Here is a 14,370-nt window from a genome sequence, read left to right as displayed (position 1 = left end):
AATTAAGCCTTCGCCTCCTCTACCGGAGCCGGTTTCTGGGTGGTGACGGCTTCCTTGGAAGGCTTAGCCGTGCGTTCACCGGAAGTTGCAATCATGCGATAGACATCGCCCGCCTTGCCGCTTGCATCGACGAAAGCCTTGTCCTTCACGCCGGGCTCGCCCACAGCGACCCAGTTGCTGCCGTCCTTCTTTTCGACGACAAGCTTCGTGAATTCAGGAGCGCCCTTCCAAGTGAGGGTAGCACCGTTTTCGTCTGCTTCGGCCTTCACGTTCAAAACCGGAGAAGGAGGAGCGTAGTCAGCAACCTGCGGCTTAGCCGTAGCGCCCGGAGCACCGGGGTGACCGCCGTGGCCCTTCACGATACCGCCGAGCACGTCGTGCTTCGGCACGTTATTTGCATTGGCCTTGCACCAGTCGATAATGCGATCGATGCTAGCTTCGGTAAGAGTCGTACCGCGCTTCATCTTGAGCTGACCGTCCACCACGTCGGTGGCGAAGTCATCGTTCACCAGCATCATGGGGCCGTTTCCGCAGCTACCCAGGCATTCCACCTGAAGAATCGTGAACATGCCATCGGGAGTGGTTTCGCCGCTCTTGATGCCGAGCTTGTTTTCGACATACTTGATCAGCGGCTGAGCACCCTTGATAGCGCAGCTGATGTTGCGGCAGAACTGCAACAGGAACTTGCCCTTGGGAGCATGGTTGTACATGGTATAGAAAGTAGCGACGCCGAGAGCGTGTGCCGGAGCGCAACCGCAAACGTTTGCAGCCCAGCGGATACCTTCGGTGGGAACCCAGCCGAACACGCCCTGCACCAGCCAAAGGACTTCGAGGAGAGCACCCTGGCCCACCGGATAGCGGCTGAGCAAGTCGGCGCAACGTTCCTTGATTTCAGGAGTGTCGAGTTTTTCGAGCAATTCCTTGGTAGAGGGCTGCGGAACGGGCTTGTTCACGTAGCCAAAAGTCTGTCCCGGATCCGGGAGGGCGCCAATGGCTTCGCTCGGACCGTCGAACTTCAAATGGTTGTTCGATACAAACTGAACTGCACCTTGAATATGTTGTGTCATCGGTCAAGTTCTCCAGCAATCATGTTGAGGCCAGGCAGAGTTGCCATCGAGTCGGCAAGGGTCAGGCCTTCGACCAGTTCGTTAAATGCAGACACATGGGCAAACGACGGGGAACGCACCTTGATTCGGTACGGGTGGCCGCTGCCATCAGAGACGATGGTGAAGCCCAGTTCGCCGTTAGCGCATTCGCTTGCGCAGTAGTATTCGCCTTCGGGCACGCGGATGCCTTCGTACACGCTCTTGAAGCGGCCAATCAAGGCTTCCATATCCTGGTAAGCGAGCTTGTGCGCGGGCACGCGGATGCGTGGGTCGACGATGTCGACCGGGCCCGGAGCGAGGCGCTTCAGGGCCTGGCGCACAATCTTCACAGATTCTTCGATTTCAGCGAGGCGAACCTGGAGACGGTCGTTGGCGTCACCCTGAGTGCCGACCACGACTTCCCAGTCGTAGGTTTCGTAATCGTAGTAAGGTTCATCCTTGCGGAGGTCGCTTTCGACACCCGTGGCGCGGAGACACGGACCAGTCCAGCCGTAGCTGATAGCGCGTTCGGCAGAAATCTTGCCGACGCCCACGGTACGATCGAGGAAGATACGGTTGCGGTCCAAGCAGGCATGCAGGTCCTTCAGGGCCTTTTCCACCGACTTGCAAGCGGCAAGAACATCTTCTTCGAAGCCATTGTAGCTATCGCGATAGAGACCGCCAATGCGGGCAAAGCTATTGGTGAGACGAGCGCCCGTGAGCTTTTCCCAAATCAGCATGATTTCTTCACGCGGGTTAAAGGCATACATGAACGGAGTGGTACCGCCCAAGTCCTGGAAAGCTGCAGCGACGCAAATAAAGTGGTCGTTAATACGGGAGAGTTCGTTCACGATCACGCGGAGCACCTTGGTGCGTTCCGGGATCTCGATGCCGTACATGTTTTCCACAGCGCGGCAGAACGCAATGTTGTTCATCATGGCCGAGCAGTAGTTCAGACGGTCGGTGTAAGGAATCACCTGCTGCCAGGTGCCGCGTTCCACCATCTTTTCAAAGCCACGGTGCATGAAACCGATTTCATGGACGCCAGCCACGATGGTTTCGCCATCGATAGCAGCCAGCAGGCGCACGCAGTGGTGAGTTGCCGGGTGCGTGGGGCCCACGTTCAGGGCCATCAGGTTTACTTTTTCGCCATTCGGGTCAAGTACGATCATTCTCTGATACTCCCTTCAAGGTATTCTTCTTCAACAGGCATAATTTCCTTGGAGCGCTGGATAACCTTGTAGCCCTTGTCTTCCAGACGCTTTTCCAGTTCCGGAATCAAGAAATCGGTCGTCGAAAGCCACTGGCGCTTCTGGGCAGGATAATCCTTGCGCAGCGGGTGGCCCACAAATTCAACATGGTTCAGAATGCGGCGCAGGTCCGGGTGACCTTCGAACACGATGCCGTACTGGTCATAAACTTCGCGTTCGAGCCAGTTGGCGCTTGCATACAGATCGGTAATGGTCGGGACCTTCAGGTCGGCTTCGCTGACCAGCACCTTAAGACGGAGACGACGGCCCGGATTCTTGACGCTCTTGAAGGCGTAAGAAACCGCAAAGCGTTCCCCTTCATGGTTCGGGTAAGTCAGGTAGTCGATACCGGCCAAATCCAGGAGCATGTCCATCTTGAACGAGGGGTCGTCCTTCAGGAACTCAACCGCATTGTGCAGGTATTCCTTGGGAATCACCACGCAGGCATCCCATTTGGCCTTTTCTTCACGCTTGCCGCCAAACTTCGATACGAGGACGGAGACAGCCGTTTCTGCAAAATTCACTTCGCTATTCACGGAATCCATTTTTTACTCCTTCCAGAACTGGGCTTTCTTGGCGAGATCACCGGCCTTTTCAGCCACCTTTTCCTTCAAGTCGAGAGCCTTTTCACGGGCGAATTCGCGAGCTTCAGCCTTGGCCTCGGCAGTCTTCGCCTTGATCATTTCCAGCTGTTCCTTGACGCGTTCGGCACGCTGTTTCATGTAAGATTCGTCCTTGATCTTCTTCTGAAGGTCAAACATGGCTTCGAAGAAGGCTTCCGGACGAGAGGGGCAACCGCCGATATAGACGTCCACCGGAATAATGTGGTCAATGCCCGGCACCGTGCAGTAGCAGTCATAAAAACCGCCAGAGCTTGCGCAAGCGCCCATGGCAATCACCCAGCGGGGTTCAGCCATCTGTTCGTACATGCGCTTGAGAATCGGAGCCTGCTTATAAGAAATCGTACCTGCCACGAGCAGCACATCGGACTGGCGCGGCGTAAAGCGGACGTATTCTGACCCGATACGTGACAAGTCGTAGCGGCCCACTTCGGTACTCATGAATTCGATTGCACAGCATGCCGTACCATACGGAAACGGCCATAGGGAGTTCGTACGGCCCCAATTGACCAGAAAGTCAAGAGAAGTCGTAATGAAATTCGGCTTTTCTGCCTCATTACTCATAGGAGGTTACCTCTTTAAATGCGAGCGTAAAGATAGCTTTTTAGAGTAAGGGAGAGTGGCTAAAGGGCAAAGAAAAGATGAATGTAATATATATTCCAAGTTAGATTAATCTAATTCAACAGCCTACTTTTTTGTGACCGGTCGCACACTTTTTTCTAGAAAAGCTTATATTAGAAGAGTTCTGAGCGAATTTGCCCACATAGGAAAGAAATAAGCTTGCAACCTATATAAATTTTTTATAGTTTTGGCGCGGTTTTGGTATGTTGATGTTGAGGATGTAATGGATATTCCGCTGTACAACGACATCTATCTTGATTTCAGGTCCAAGCTCCTGGGGCCTGTCTTCAGTACAGACGAAATATTCGCCATCATGGCCAGAAACCTCCCTCCCCTCGCAAAAAGTGCTAACATCGGCTTGATCCACTGCAATTTCTACGCACCGGTCAGCCAATTTGCCCCGAACGGCATTTCTGGGGAGTTTACGGCCTACCATGACAAGGAAAAGCTCCCTACACGACCGGCCACTCCGGATTTTTCCGAGACCATGACCACCGGCGAGCAGGGTTCCTTTACATTCCAGGCTCACCCCATCGAAGGCCATACCTTCACAGATTTTGAGAGAAAGTTCGTCCAACTGCTAAGCTGGGACTTCTTTATCCTCTCCGGTCGAGCCCGTCTTATGGGCAATACCCGCAAGGTCGCCATTTCCGACGGCATGACGGGCGCCTACAACCAGGCCGGCATTTTCGCCTTCACCCAGCAGTTCATCAGGGAAAACCTCAAGGACTACACCGCCTTCTTTATTAACCTGAAGAACTTTAAGTATATCAACAAGTCCTTGGGCAACAACATGGGCGACCTCGCCCTCAGGACATTCGTAAAACAGATCCTCCTGTTCCTGGACAAAACCGAACTTGTTGCAAGACTGGGCGGCGACAACTTCTTCATCCTCACGAAGAAAGAACGCCAAAACGAATTTATCGAAAAGTTCAGAGTCTCCGAGCTGAGCCTGAGCCAGGGCCCCAAGCCCGTAGACATCCGCATTCAGGCCCGCATGGGCGTCTACCCCATCGAAGAAAACGTCATTGTCGGCGATGCACTGAATAACGCCTCCACGGCAGTGATGGCTGCAAGAGCCATCAAGAACCGCGACGTGGTGTTCTTCACTAAGGAAATGCAGATCCAGTCGATCCACCAGAGGGAAATTTCCAGCGAGTTCCACAACGCCCTCAGGAATCGCGAACTGGTGGTATTCTATCAGCCCAAGGTCTCCCTGACCGACAAGCACATGAACGGTGCCGAAGCCCTGGTACGCTGGGTCCGTCACAAGACTATCGTGCCCCCCATGGACTTTATTCCCATCCTGGAACGGGAAGGCACCATTTGCGAACTGGACTTTTACGTTTTCGAAACCGCCTGTAACGACCTCCACGAATGGCTCAAAGTCGGAATCGAGCCCGTACGCATTTCTTCGAACTTCTCAAAATTGCATTTGCGCAACAGCGATTTTGCCGACCGTATTCTCGGCATCATGAAAAAGTACGAACTTGACGGCAAGTACATCGAAGTGGAACTGACCGAAGTATCGGACTTTGACGATTCTGTCGCCATGCAGAAGTTCATCGACATCATGCGCAAGCACAATATCGGCGTCGCTATCGATGACTTCGGTACGGGCTACTCCACCTTGAACGTGCTCAAGGACTACAACATCAGCGTCGTCAAGATCGACAAGTCCCTCCTGAACAACATCGGCAAGGCCAACTCCCACGACGAAATCATTCTCCGCAACGTGGTGAAAATGGCCCGCGAACTGGATAAGGACGTCATCGCCGAAGGTGTGGAAACCCAGGAACAGGCCGATTACCTGAAGGGAATCAACTGCGGCAGCGCCCAGGGATTCCTGTTCGACAAGCCACTGGTCCGCGACGATTTCCAGAAGCGCCTGATTGGCGAAGTAACTTACTAATTGCTATATTCTTCTTTAATGAAGAAGCTTGTTCACGACAGAAAGGTTTGTCTCGCCTGCGCTGGTTGCGTAGGCATTTGCTCCAAGATGGCACTTGACATGTACGGGCTCGATTTGCAAATCGACCACGAAAAATGCATCAAGTGCGGTATTTGCGCCAAGGCATGTCCCGTAGGCGCGCTGAAACTCGTGGAGGTGGACAATGCTTAATTCCGAATACGATGTAGTTGTCATTGGCGCAGGGCCGGGAGGCTCTGTGGCCGCAAGAAATCTGGCCCGAGCTGGCCACAAGGTCCTGCTTCTCGAAAAGCGGGAACGCATCGGGTTCCCGGTGCGTTGCGGCGAAGCCAGCACTACCCTCGCCGACTTGCAGACTTACGGTCCCATCGACGAAAGCTGCATCGAAAGCATTATCAACGGGCTGTACATTTATGGCCCCAACGGCGTGAATATCGAAGTTCCCAAGCCGGGCACCGGCATCATGCTGAACCGCGAAATATTTGACCCCTGGCTGGCAAAGCTTGCGGCCGACGACGGCGCCCAGGTAGAAACTTGCGCCCGCGCGGAATTCGTGGGCGACGTGGAAGGCGGCAAGCGCATGGTCCGCGTCGTGCTCGGCAAGGGCGACGGATGCGGTAGCGTTACCGAAACCGCCACCCAGGAAATTTTTGCCAAGATGGTCATTGCAGCCGACGGCGTAGAAAGCCGCATCGGTCGCATGGTAGGCCTCAAGTCCGAACAGAATCCCCGCGAAACCTGCACGGGCGTCGATATCCAGGTACAGGGACTTTTGACCAAGCCCGACTACCTGACCTTCTGGCAGGGCCACGACTTTATTAACGATGGCTACATCTGGAGTTTTCCGAAGCAAAAGTCCAACGTGACGAACTTCGGCGCAGGCTTCCTGGCCGCCGGAAAGCATTCGGGCAATATCCTCGAAGTCACCATGGAATGGCTGGAAAAGCTTTTCCCCGGCGCAAAGATCAATCACACTGTCGGCGGAATGGTTCCGGTTTCAAGCACCCTCAAGGATTATACCCTCGACCACTTCGCCCTGGTGGGCGACGCCGCCCACCACACCAACCCGCTCACGGGTGGTGGCATCGCTGCCGCGATGCGCGCCGGCAGGTTCTGCGCCCAGTACGTGGACCAGGGCCTCAAGGTAAACAACCTTTCGAAGCAGTTCCTAAAGCAGTACGAAAAACGCTGCTACGACCATTTCGGCAAGACTCACGACTTTGAATACAAGTTCCGCCGGTTCCTGCTCGCCATCAACCGCGAAGAACAAATCGGGCTTTACAAGGTGCTGCAAGGCTTTGCCCTCAGCGGATACAAGAAGAGCGCCTTCTTGAAGACGCCCGTTCAGACCGCGAAGTACCTGTACAAGTTCTGGAAGTTCAAATAGTTCCAATGTTTTCCCGCATAGGCGGGACTCAAAACAAATCGTCGACTTTCGTTTGCGCAAGCACGCGGTTATAGATAATCCGCTTGCCCAATTTTCCGTCCGTGGCGCACACGTGATCTTTGGGCGGTCTCAAGATAGAAGTCACCAAATGGGCCGCCACCGTTTCGGCATGCACCGGGCGCACGTAGGCAGGAATCCATTCAGGATGCCTTCCGATGGTCTTTTGCAAAAGATCTTCACCAAAACGTTTGTCCTTGTGTTTACCAAGCAAAAGCGAAGGGCGCACCAGCGTCAAGGTTTCAAAGCCCATCATGTCCAGACCATCTTCCAGTTGACCCTTTAGGCGGTTATAAAAATAAGGCGAACGGCTGTCGGCACCCATGGCACTGACACACAGGAAATTTTTCACCCCAGCCTTCTTGGCGAGGGCAGCCAGTTTCAGCGGAAGTTTCAGATCCACCTTTTCTTGGGCGGCCTTGCTTCCCGCCTGCTTTCGAGTGGTCCCTAGACAACACACCACGGCATCGCAGCCCACAAAGCCCGCGTAGAAAAACAGGCGCATGGCATCGTCGTCTTGTTCAAAATCCACCTGCTTGAAGTCAATCTTGGAAGCCCCTTCCAGAATTCCAAGTTCATTCATGTCCGGCACATTCCGCACAGGACAAAAAACTCGCACCACCTGCGGGAGGCGAGCGAGTAATTTCAAAACATTCTTGCCGACGAGACCCGTCGAGCCGAGAACCGCAATTTTCATATAGGGACTATTCTACGGATTTTCTAATGCAGCAAGGGAATCAATCTTAGCTTGTCTTGCTTCGGTATACATGAAACCGACATCGTTTCCACGAACAGGATAAACTTCAACCTGATCTTCCGCATTCAAAACAACCGCAATACCCGACAGATAATTCACCCAGCGGCCGTCTCTATAGAAATTCACAGTCGCTTGTCTATTGCTTGCGTAAACAACCAAAGGTTCCAAAAGGACATCATGTGAAACCAAAACGCTCACACGTTTCCATTTAGGCATATTCGCAACAATGTTTTCCATCACAAACTGATTTCCCCTTTCAAAGAGATCATAAAAATGAAGATTCAACGTCTCTACTTGAAATTGTTCTCCAAAAGCATAGGCAGAAACGACTTTCCAACTACCACCTTTTTTCTTGGCATAGGCATCGAGACTATCTGAAGAAACCGTCAAGAAATAGCTTCCATTCAACAACTCCGCTTGCGTTTCCGTTTCAAAATCAGTTTCCCCACGGCCTTTTGCAATGTTATTGCAGGTTTCACGGGTACGGACAAAATCCGTCGATGCATAATAGAACGATTCATCGCCACCAGCAAGTTTTGCACCAACATTCAACGCTTGAGCCACGCCAGCCTCAGTAAGAGCTGATTCTTGGCCAAGTCCCGATTCACGTGCAGCATGACGTAATACAAAAGCGATTCTATAAGTTTCGGGAGCGGCCTTGTAGATATCGCCGACATCATAAAAGCCGTTCGTATCGGGTTCTACAGACAACGTTTTTACTTCAGCAAATTTGGCAGGCACCGTTACAGATGCCGACGACAAGATTTCAGGATCGGAAGATTCCGATGCGGAAGAGAGAGTCTCGGTACCGGCCTCCGGATTCTGTTCACCCGGATTTCCTTGATTGCCGGAATCACCCTGGCTACTAGAAGTGGGGTTTTCAGCATTTTCTCCAGCAGAAGAAGACTCCACAGTAGCGGGGTCCGACGGATCAGCCCCATGACTGGACGAGTCATCCCCGCAGCCGACCATACAAGCAAACGCAATGGAACAGACGATTGGGAAAGATTTCATAGCCGTTTTACAAATCAAGTTCATATTTTTTCCTTATAATCGTTTTTTCATTGAACAATTTAATTATTTGCACCTCGCAAAGCCCGTAAAAATTTCTAAACTTACTGATGTAGAATTTTAACCCTAACCCTAAGGACTGTCTTATGGCAAAAACATTCAAGAAAGCTGAAGAAGTCTCCGTGCTCGGGACCGATGCGGAATCGTTCCGCAAGGCATTTACCGACCATATCCACCACACCCTCGCTCGTAACAGCGCTACCGTGACCGACCACGAAAAGTTCTTGGCCGTTGCTTACGCCGTGCGCGACCGCCTGGTAGACCGCTGGATCAAGACCCAGGAAACCTACTACCAGAAAGACGTGAAGCGCGTCTATTATCTGTCCCTCGAATTTTTGATTGGCCGTACTCTCGGTAACTCCGTTCTGAACCTCGATGTCGAAAGCGCCGTGACCGAAGCTCTCGACGAACTGGGCATGACCCTCGAAGAACTCCGCGAACAGGAAGTGGACGCCGGTCTCGGTAACGGTGGTCTCGGCCGCCTCGCCGCATGCTTCCTCGACTCCATGGCCACCCTGGAACTCCCGGCCACCGGTATGGGTATCCGCTACGAATACGGTATGTTCAGCCAGAAGATCGTGAATGGTGAACAGGAAGAACAGCCGGATAACTGGCTGCGTCTCACCAACCCGTGGGAAATCGCACGTCCGTCAAACGAAGTCAAGGTGCCCATGTATGGTTACGTAGTCAGCTGGATGGACGAAAAGGGCAAGCTCCGCAACCGTTGGGAAACCAAGGACTACGTGCTCGCTCTCCCCTACGACACTCCGATTCCGGGTTACAAGAACAACACCGTGAACAACCTGCGCCTCTGGAGCGCCAAGTCCACCGACGACTTCGGCCTCTCCTACTTCAACAACGGTGACTACATCGCCGCCGTGCAGGACATGGAACTTTCCGAAACCATTTCCAAGGTGCTCTACCCGAACGATGCTTCCATGAACGGTAAGGAACTGCGCCTCAAGCAGCAGTACTTCCTCTGCTCTGCATCGCTCCAGGATATCATCCGCCGCTTCAAGAAGCTCCACGAAGGCGAATGGAAGGTGTTCCCCGAAAAGGTCGCCATCCAGTTGAACGACACGCACCCGGCAATCTCTATCGCCGAAATGATGCGCATCTTGCTCGACGAAGAAAACCTGGAATGGGACGAAGCATGGGAAATCGTGACGCACACCTTTGCATACACGAACCACACCTTGATGCCCGAAGCTCTTGAAAAGTGGCCGGTCAGCCTCTTCGAAAAGCTCCTGCCGCGTCACCTCCAGATCATTTACGAAATCAACGCACGCTTCCTCCGTCAGGTGTCCCTCAAGTGGCCCGGCGACAACGCTCGCCTCGCCCGCATGAGCCTCATCGAAGAAGGCGGCTGCAAGATGGTTCGCATGGCTTACCTCTCCATCGTGGGTTCCTTCGCCGTGAACGGTGTGGCAGCACTCCACTCCGACCTCCTGAAGACCACTCTCTTCAAGGACTTCTACGAACTGTGGCCTGAAAAGTTCAACAACAAGACGAACGGCGTGACGCCGCGTCGCTGGGTCCGCAAGGCTAACCCGGCTATGTCCGAACTCATCACTTCCAAGATCGGCGAAGGCTGGGTCAAGGACCTCGACGAACTCAAGAAGCTCGAAAAGTTTGCCAAGGACGCCAAGTTCCAGAAGGACTTCATGGCTGTCAAGAAGCAGAACAAGGAACGCCTCGCCAAGTACCTGAAGGAAACTCAGGGCGTGGAAGTCGACACCAACACGTTCTTCGACGTGCAGGTCAAGCGTATCCACGAATACAAGCGCCAGCTCCTGAACATCCTGCATGCCATTCACCTGTACATCCAGTTGAAGGACGGCAAGGAAATCATGCCGCGTACCATCATGATTGGTGGCAAGTCCGCTCCGGGTTACTGGATGGCCAAGCAGATCATCCGTCTTGCCAACGCCGTTGCCGCCATCATCGATGCCGACCCGGTTTGCAAGGGCAAGCTCAAGATGGTGTTCCTCGAAAACTACCGCGTGTCTTTCGCCGAAAAGATCATTCCGGCCGCAGACCTCTCCGAACAGATTTCTACCGCAGGCACCGAAGCCTCTGGTACCGGTAACATGAAGTTCGCCTTGAACGGTGCACTCACCATCGGTACTCTCGACGGCGCCAACGTTGAAATGAAGGAAGAAGTCGGTGACGACAACATCTTCATCTTCGGTCTCACCGTTGAAGAAGTGACCGACCTGCTCGCCAAGGGCTACCGTCCGCGCGACTTCTACGAACACGACGATGATCTCCGCCGCGTGATCGATCTGATCGCATCCGGATTCTTCTGCCCCGATCGTCCGGACCTGTTCAAGCATATCGCCGACAAGCTCCTCACCAACGACACCTACCTGCTCTGCGCAGACTTCCGCAGCTACGTGGACATGCAGAAGAAGGTCGCCGAGGAATACTTGGACAAGAAGACCTGGGCCGAAAAGGCTATCCTCAACGTGGCTCGCATGGGCAAGTTCAGCTCCGACCGTACTATCAAGCAGTACGCCGAAGAAATCTGGAATGCCAAGGGCTGCAGCATCAAGCTGTAATTAACGGCTAACCTTTAAGCAAAGGGCTGCGATTTTATCGCGGCCCTTTCTTTTTATATTTGGGCTATGGAAATCAAGAAGACTAATGCGGCACGAATCTTGGACCGCCAGAAAATTTCTTACGAGCTAATCCCCTACAAGGTTGACGAAAACGATCTCGGTGCGCAGCATGTGGCCGACAGCCTCGGCGAAGACATCAATCAAGTTTTCAAGACGATTCTTGTTCACGGCGACAAGATCGGTTATCTCGTGTGCGTGGTGCCGGGCAATCTCGAAGTGGACTTGAAGGGAGCCGCCAAGGTGAGCGGCAACAAGAAGATTGATACCGTCCCCCTCAAGGACTTGACTCCGCTTACCGGCTACATTCGCGGCGGTTGCAGCCCCCTTGGCCTCAAGAAGAACTTCCCTATTTTCATTCACGAAACCGCGATGCAGTTCGAATACATTTACGTGAGTGCAGGCGAACGCGGCTTGCAGCTGAAGGTTGCGCCCGCCGACTTAGTGAAAGCAACCCGCGCCACCGTAGGCGTCATTGCGCGAGTTCCGCCTGAAGTACCCGAATAAGCGCTTCGTATTCAACCATGAACGCTTCGTGATTCTTCTTTACGAAATCTAGATTGCCTTCCTTACAGGCCATTTCAAGGGCCTTGGCATTTTCCGAAACTTTAGTAGCACCGATCGTAAGAGAGGTGCTTTTTATTGCATGCACCGTAATGCGATAATACTCGAAGTCGCCCTTTTCAAAGTATTCCTTCAATTCTCCGGACTTTTCGCTCTTTGCATATTCGTCCAGCATTTCCTTATAAAACGCCTGGTCGTTCATGCAGTAGGCAAGGCCCGTGGCCGTATCCAAATAATCCGACAATTTGGTTTGCTGCTTTGCCGTAGACATCTGAACCGGTTCAGCAGCCTTGTCTTCACCAACCTTCTTAACCAAATCCTTCCGCAAGAATTTTTTCAGCGTTGTCAACAGGACTTCTTCGCGGATCGGTTTCGCCATATAATCGGAGAAGCCTTCGTCCATATAGCCGTTTCGGGCATCGGAGACTGCATTTGCAGTAAGCATTACTACAGGCGTAATAGCATTCGGATTCTTTTCCAGCTCCTTCATGCGGCGGAAAGCTTCCACCCCATCCATCACCGGCATCATGTGATCCAGGAAAATCACGTCGTAGCGTTTAGCTTGAATAAGTTCCAGGGCCTCGGCACCATTGACCGCCGTATCAATTTGGATCTTGGTTTCCTTCAGGAGGCCAGCAAACACCTTCAAGTTCATTTGGACGTCGTCCACCACCAAGATTCTTGCATCAGGAGCTTCGAACCTTTCGTGAGCGGCATCGACCACATTCACGTGTTCCTTATACAGCTTCTCAAAGTCACCTAGAGGTTTTTCGTCGCTTACTTGCTGCAACAGGCGCACCGTAAAGACGGAACCCTCGCCATAGGTACTTTCAACGCCGATGGATCCACCCATCATATCCAGCAGTTGCTTGGTCAGATTGAGACCAAGGCCCGTACCTTCGATATTGCGGTTGCGTTTTTCGTCCAGTCGCACAAAGTCGGCAAATAGTTTCTCGCGATCCCTTTCGCGAATACCGATGCCCGTGTCCTTCACCTGAATGCAAAGTTCCACCTGTTTTGAATCGTCTCCCTGAATAGGGTCCACCTTCACCTTTTCGGAGTAAACCTTCAGCGTCACGGAGCCTTCATTTGTGTACTTGACGGCATTGGAAAGCAAGTTGTTCACCACCTGCCTAATGCGCACTTCATCGCCAAACAAGGCCCTTGGAATTGCCGGCGAAATGTCCATCACCAGTTCCAGGTTCTTGTCGTGGGCACGAATGGCCACCATATTGTAGCAGTCGTTCAACACCGTAAACACACTATAGGTAACAGGCAAGATTTCCATTTTGCCCGATTCGATTTTAGAAATATCCAGAATATCATTAATGAGTGACAGCAACGTCTGCCCGGCACTTTGAATGTTCAAGGCATAATCCCGCAGAGTTTCGTCTTTACATTCCTTTAGGAGCATGGAATCCATACCCAAAATTCCGTTGATTGGCGTGCGTATTTCATGGCTCATGTTAGCCAGGAAAATACTTTTCGCCTTGCTTGCACTTTCGGCATTTTCCTTTTCCCGGAGCAGTTCCTTGTTTTCACGCGCCTTCTTTTCGGAAAGCACCACATAAATCATGGCAATGGTAAACATGAAAATCAAAAGACCGAACACCCAAAGAATCAAGAACGAGATGCCGTCTTTTTCTGAAGCTACCACGCTTGCAGGCACCACGCCCCGCAAAGAAACTCCCGGTAACTTAAGTTCCGCCACAAAATAATAATATTCCGTTCCCTCTACTTCCCAATTGGTTGCAGAGGCAATAGAAACGTTCAGGCCGCTGGAAAGTTTATCGCGAACAGCCCCATAACCGTCTTCACCCCACAATAAATCGGTTCCTAAAGAATCGTTGGAAGAATTGATAATGACGTTGTCGTTTGCTCCCCAAATCGTCGCATAGCCTTTACCGCCATAACACACCACGCCAAAATTCTTGACAACCGTTTCTTCTTTATACATGCGGAACAACACATACTTGATATTTTTCCCGCTATACACGGGAGCCGAGAACATGAGTCCCGTTCCCTTGGAATAGCTGATGAATCTTGCTCCATGGAAGGATTCCGAAATACCCTTGAAATCCGAGGCTTGAATTTCTGCCGTATCACCACTATAGACAACATTACCATTCAAGGCCACGACACCATAGTAATATTCTCCATTGGGATCTTCCAACGCAGAAAGCATTCTCTCTACATGGGGCAAATTGGCAGAAACACCCGAAGCGATACCCGACAAGGATTTCAATTCAAGCAAAAGACGGTCAGCCTCGGCACTGGCATAGCTTTCCGCTTGGTAAGCCACCTGCTTTTCCGCATAGTTCTGGAATAGGCTAGAAAACTTGACCCGCAGCAATACTCCTACCAAAAGGAGAATCAATACAAAGAATAAAATTCCTATTAAGGGTCTTAC

The 14,370-nt window shown here is 52.2% G+C and carries 11 protein-coding genes and 1 pseudogene; 5 read left to right on the top strand and 7 right to left on the bottom strand.

The genetic code is table 11. From position 1 onward, the window contains the following. Positions 1-2: 2 nt before the first annotated feature. The 4 genes and pseudogenes from ACJMNB_RS01885 to ACJMNB_RS01870 form a co-directional block, all read right to left on the bottom strand. Complete coding sequence (locus ACJMNB_RS01885) at positions 3-1,067, bottom strand: NAD(P)H-dependent oxidoreductase subunit E (protein WP_405338415.1); 1,065 nt, start codon at positions 1,065-1,067, stop codon at positions 3-5. Beyond that, positions 1,064-2,257: an NADH-quinone oxidoreductase subunit D gene (locus ACJMNB_RS01880; RefSeq protein ID WP_405338413.1), complete on the bottom strand. Its 1,194-nt coding sequence runs from the start codon at positions 2,255-2,257 to the stop codon at positions 1,064-1,066. Before ACJMNB_RS01880 ends, ACJMNB_RS01885 begins: the two co-directional genes overlap by 4 nt. Next, on the bottom strand, positions 2,254-2,880 hold the full coding sequence (locus ACJMNB_RS01875) for an NADH-quinone oxidoreductase subunit C (RefSeq protein WP_405338411.1): 627 nt from the start codon (positions 2,878-2,880) through the stop codon (positions 2,254-2,256). Before ACJMNB_RS01875 ends, ACJMNB_RS01880 begins: the two co-directional genes overlap by 4 nt. A 138-nt stretch (positions 2,881-3,018) precedes the next feature. After that, positions 3,019-3,519, bottom strand: a pseudogene (locus tag ACJMNB_RS01870) (NADH-quinone oxidoreductase subunit B); the annotation flags it as partial. A 280-nt stretch (positions 3,520-3,799) separates the two neighbouring features. Here ACJMNB_RS01870 and ACJMNB_RS01865 point away from each other — a divergent pair. From ACJMNB_RS01865 to ACJMNB_RS01855, 3 genes are read left to right on the top strand one after another with little or no spacing between them, the layout of a single operon-like run. Beyond that, positions 3,800-5,488, top strand: a complete 1,689-nt coding sequence (locus ACJMNB_RS01865) for a putative bifunctional diguanylate cyclase/phosphodiesterase (protein WP_405338409.1) — start codon at positions 3,800-3,802, stop codon at positions 5,486-5,488. 18 nt (positions 5,489-5,506) lie between these two features. Beyond that, the gene (locus ACJMNB_RS01860; protein WP_405338407.1) at positions 5,507-5,698 is read left to right on the top strand and encodes a 4Fe-4S binding protein; all 192 of its coding nucleotides are present in this window, start codon (positions 5,507-5,509) and stop codon (positions 5,696-5,698) included. After that, positions 5,691-6,893 carry an NAD(P)/FAD-dependent oxidoreductase gene (locus tag ACJMNB_RS01855; protein WP_405338405.1) on the top strand — a complete coding sequence of 401 codons (1,203 nt, stop codon included), beginning with the start codon at positions 5,691-5,693 and terminating at the stop codon, positions 6,891-6,893. Before ACJMNB_RS01860 ends, ACJMNB_RS01855 begins: the two co-directional genes overlap by 8 nt. A 28-nt stretch (positions 6,894-6,921) precedes the next feature. Here the strand turns inward: ACJMNB_RS01855 and ACJMNB_RS01850 are convergent, their stop codons facing one another. Both ACJMNB_RS01850 and ACJMNB_RS01845 read right to left on the bottom strand, forming a co-directional pair. Next, positions 6,922-7,647, bottom strand: coding sequence for an NAD(P)H-binding protein (locus ACJMNB_RS01850; protein WP_405338403.1), 726 nt, complete (start codon positions 7,645-7,647; stop codon positions 6,922-6,924). A gap of 12 nt (positions 7,648-7,659) precedes the next feature. After that, positions 7,660-8,745: a histidine phosphatase family protein gene (locus ACJMNB_RS01845; RefSeq protein ID WP_405338401.1), complete on the bottom strand. Its 1,086-nt coding sequence runs from the start codon at positions 8,743-8,745 to the stop codon at positions 7,660-7,662. A 119-nt stretch (positions 8,746-8,864) separates the two neighbouring features. On the opposite strand from ACJMNB_RS01845, the gene ACJMNB_RS01840 reads away from it, so the two are divergent. Together ACJMNB_RS01840 and ybaK are read left to right on the top strand one after the other, a co-directional pair. After that, positions 8,865-11,339 carry a glycogen/starch/alpha-glucan phosphorylase gene (locus tag ACJMNB_RS01840; protein ID WP_405338399.1) on the top strand — a complete coding sequence of 825 codons (2,475 nt, stop codon included), beginning with the start codon at positions 8,865-8,867 and terminating at the stop codon, positions 11,337-11,339. Positions 11,340-11,405: 66 nt separating this feature from the next. After that, the gene (ybaK, locus tag ACJMNB_RS01835; RefSeq protein ID WP_405338397.1) at positions 11,406-11,903 is read left to right on the top strand and encodes a Cys-tRNA(Pro) deacylase; all 498 of its coding nucleotides are present in this window, start codon (positions 11,406-11,408) and stop codon (positions 11,901-11,903) included. Here ybaK and ACJMNB_RS01830 read toward each other — a convergent pair. Then, positions 11,869-14,325 (bottom strand): ATP-binding protein, encoded by a 2,457-nt coding sequence (locus tag ACJMNB_RS01830; protein WP_405338395.1) that lies wholly within the window; start codon positions 14,323-14,325, stop codon positions 11,869-11,871. The genes ybaK and ACJMNB_RS01830 overlap by 35 nt on opposite strands. Positions 14,326-14,370 lie beyond the last annotated feature (45 nt).

Source organism: Fibrobacter sp. (assembly GCF_045131395.1).
GTDB lineage: Bacteria > Fibrobacterota > Fibrobacteria > Fibrobacterales > Fibrobacteraceae > Fibrobacter.
Note: the sequence above shows the minus strand (reverse complement) of the source record. Positions and strands in the feature narration are given on the sequence as shown.

Excerpts from the sequence above, each read along its gene's own strand:
- ACJMNB_RS01885 (WP_405338415.1), bottom strand. The coding sequence starts at position 1,067 with ATGACACAACATATTCAAGGTGCAGTTCAGTTTGTATCGAACAACCAT.
- ACJMNB_RS01880 (WP_405338413.1), bottom strand. The coding sequence starts at position 2,257 with ATGATCGTACTTGACCCGAATGGCGAAAAAGTAAACCTGATGGCCCTG.
- ACJMNB_RS01875 (WP_405338411.1), bottom strand. The coding sequence starts at position 2,880 with ATGGATTCCGTGAATAGCGAAGTGAATTTTGCAGAAACGGCTGTCTCC.
- ACJMNB_RS01865 (WP_405338409.1), top strand. The coding sequence starts at position 3,800 with ATGGATATTCCGCTGTACAACGACATCTATCTTGATTTCAGGTCCAAG.
- ACJMNB_RS01860 (WP_405338407.1), top strand. The coding sequence starts at position 5,507 with ATGAAGAAGCTTGTTCACGACAGAAAGGTTTGTCTCGCCTGCGCTGGT.
- ACJMNB_RS01855 (WP_405338405.1), top strand. The coding sequence starts at position 5,691 with ATGCTTAATTCCGAATACGATGTAGTTGTCATTGGCGCAGGGCCGGGA.
- ACJMNB_RS01850 (WP_405338403.1), bottom strand. The coding sequence starts at position 7,647 with ATGAAAATTGCGGTTCTCGGCTCGACGGGTCTCGTCGGCAAGAATGTT.
- ACJMNB_RS01845 (WP_405338401.1), bottom strand. The coding sequence starts at position 8,745 with ATGAACTTGATTTGTAAAACGGCTATGAAATCTTTCCCAATCGTCTGT.
- ACJMNB_RS01840 (WP_405338399.1), top strand. The coding sequence starts at position 8,865 with ATGGCAAAAACATTCAAGAAAGCTGAAGAAGTCTCCGTGCTCGGGACC.
- ybaK (WP_405338397.1), top strand. The coding sequence starts at position 11,406 with ATGGAAATCAAGAAGACTAATGCGGCACGAATCTTGGACCGCCAGAAA.